Source organism: Actinocorallia lasiicapitis (genome assembly GCF_054778695.1).
Genome location: NZ_BAAGZI010000577.1, coordinates 1 through 2,595, shown reverse-complemented (window position 1 = coordinate 2,595; position 2,595 = coordinate 1). Strand labels below are relative to the sequence as shown.

Annotated in this window: 2 protein-coding genes; both read right to left on the bottom strand. The window is 75.3% G+C overall.

Annotated elements, in window-relative coordinates:
• The coding region (locus ACYVE7_RS32385) for a beta-ketoacyl synthase N-terminal-like domain-containing protein (protein WP_460370176.1) at positions 1-1,394 on the bottom strand (1,394 nt) is incomplete at its 3' end.
• A 186-nt stretch (positions 1,395-1,580) separates the two neighbouring features.
• A partial coding sequence (locus ACYVE7_RS32380; RefSeq protein WP_460370175.1) for a beta-ketoacyl reductase occupies positions 1,581-2,595 on the bottom strand: 1,015 nt, incomplete at its 5' end.

Here is a 2,595-nt window from a genome sequence, read left to right as displayed (position 1 = left end):
CGCAGCGCGGCCTCGGACCGGCCGGACAGCGTCCAGGGGATCAGCGGGACGTCCGAGCCGCCGAGCGGCCGCTCGGGTTCGGCGACGGCCGGAGGCTCGGCCACCACCACATGGCAGTTGGTGCCGCCCATCCCGAACGAGCTGACCCCGGCGATCAGGGGTTCGGCGGGCCGCGGCCACGGGCCGAGCTCCCGCTGCACCCGCAGGTTCAGGGCGGCCAGGTCGATCCGCGGGTTCGGGTGCTCGAAGTTGAGGCTGGCGGGGAGCTCCCGGTGCCGGACCGCGAGCAGCGTCTTCAGCAGCCCGACGATCCCGGAGGCGCCCTCCAGATGGCCGACGTTGGTCTTGGCGGAGCCGACCGGCACCGGGGCGGGGACGTCGCGGAAGACCCGGCCGAGCCCGTCGGCCTCGATCGGGTCGCCGACGGGGGTGCCGGTGCCGTGCAGCTCGACGTACTGGAGGCCGCTCACCGGCAGGTCGGCGCGCGCGCAGGCGCGGCGGACCGCTTCGGCCTGGGCGGCGGCGCTCGGCACGGTCAGGCCGTCGGTCCCGCCGTCGTTGTTGACGGCGCTGCCGAGGAGCAGCCCGTGGATCTCGTCACCGTCCGCGACGGCCCGCGCCAGCGGCTTCAACACCAGCACGACACCGCCCTCACCGCGGACGTAGCCGTTGGCGCGGGCGTCGAAGGTGTAGCAGCGGCCGTCAGGGGACAGCCCGCCGAACCGGGCGACGGCCAGGGCGCTCTCCGGCACGAGGTTGAGGCTGACCCCGCCGGCCAGGGCGACGGCGGACTCCCCGGACCGCAGGCTCTGGCAGGCCAGGTGCACCGCCACCAGCGACGACGCCTGGGCGGCGTCCACGGTCAGGCTGGGGCCGCTCAGCCCGAGCTGGTAGGAGACCCGGTTGGCGATGATGCCGCGGTGGTTTCCGGCCAGGGAGTGCTGGGTGACGGCGTCAGGGCCGCCGCGGTGCAGGAGCGTCGCGTAGTCGCCGGCGATCGCGCCCAGGAAGACGCCGGTGGCGCTGCCGGACAGGGCGCCCGGCACGATACCGGCGTCTTCGAGGGCCTCCCAGCTCAGCTCGGCGACCAGCCGCTGCTGCGGATCCATCACCGCGGCCTCACGCGGGGAGATCCCGAAGAAGGCGGGGTCGAAGCCGTCGACCCGGTCGAGGAACCCGCCGTGCCGGAGCGCGGCCCGGTCGGCCGGCGAGTCGAACGCGTCGGGGTCCCAGCGGTCGGCCGGGACCTCCCCGATCGCGCTCTCACCGGCGCGCATCAGCCGCCAGAAGGCCGCCGGGTCCGGCGCCTGCGGCAGCCGGCACGCCATGCCGATGACGGCGATCGGGTCCGCGGACCGCGTGTTGGATTCAGCGTGATCGAGTTCGCCCGTCATGGCGCCGAGCGCCTCCCTCGTCCGATGGCCGCCTGTTGCTCTGGGTAGATCGTTGATCCACCCCTGTCACCGCCGCCACCCGTAGGCCACCCCTACCCTGGCCGCCACCCCCAGTAGGGGTCGTGGAACGGCCCGGCCCGGGAGCGCTGGGACGCTCCGGGGCCGGGCCTTGACGGTTCGGGCGGATCAGTCGGAGCCGAGCTCACCGGCGGCGCGCAGCAGCTCCTCGACGCCCATGCCCTGGAGCGCGGACGTCCGGTCGGGCCGCTCGGGCTCGGCGAGTTCGGCGAGTTCGGCCGCGGGCGGTTCGGGTGTCTCGTCGGGGGTCCCCCCGAGGATCTCGTCGAGGACGAACCTGGCGAGGGTGAGCACGGTCGGGTGGTCGAACACCAGCGTCGCGGGCAGGCGCACGCCGACCGTCTCGCCCAGCCCGTTGCGGAACCGCACCGCCGACAGGGAGTCGAAGCCGAGGTCGCGGAAGGCCTGCTCGGGTTCGATGGCGTCCGGGCCCGCGTAGCCGAGGGTGGCGGCCGCCTGGGTGCGCACCAGCTCCACCAGCAGCGCCTCCCGGCGGGCGGGCGACAGGCCCGCCAGCCGGTCGGTCAGCGACCCGGACGGAACCGCGACCGCCGTGACGGCCCGGCGGGCGGGCGCCTTCACCAGCCCGCGTAGCGTGTACGGCACCGCTCCCCCGGCCAGCTCGGCCAGGTTCAGCCGGACCGGGACCAAGAACGCGTCGGGCAGCGCGGACGCGGTGTCGAACAGGGCGAGCCCCTCCTCGGTGGGCATCGCGACCGCGCCGCCCCCGGACGCCGCCTGCGCGGTCATCCCGCTGGCCTCGGCCCACAGACCCCAGGCCAGTGACTGCGCGGGAAGGCCGTGGGCCCGCCGGTGTGCGGCCAGCCCGTCCAGGAAGGTGTTGGCGGCGGCGTAGTTGGCCTGGCCTTCGCCGCCGGTCACTCCGGCGGCGGACGAGAACAGGACGAACGCCGTCAAGTCCATGCCGGTGGTGAGTTCGTGCAGGTTGAGGGCGGCGTCCGCCTTCGGCCGGAGCACGGTGTCGATCCGTTCCGGGGTCAGCGAGGCGAGCACCCCGTCGTCCAGGACGCCCGCGGCGTGGACGACGCCGCTCAGTGAGCGGCCCGCCAGCAGCGCCGCCAGGGCGTCGCGGTCGGCGGTGTCGCAGGCGGCGAGCTCGACG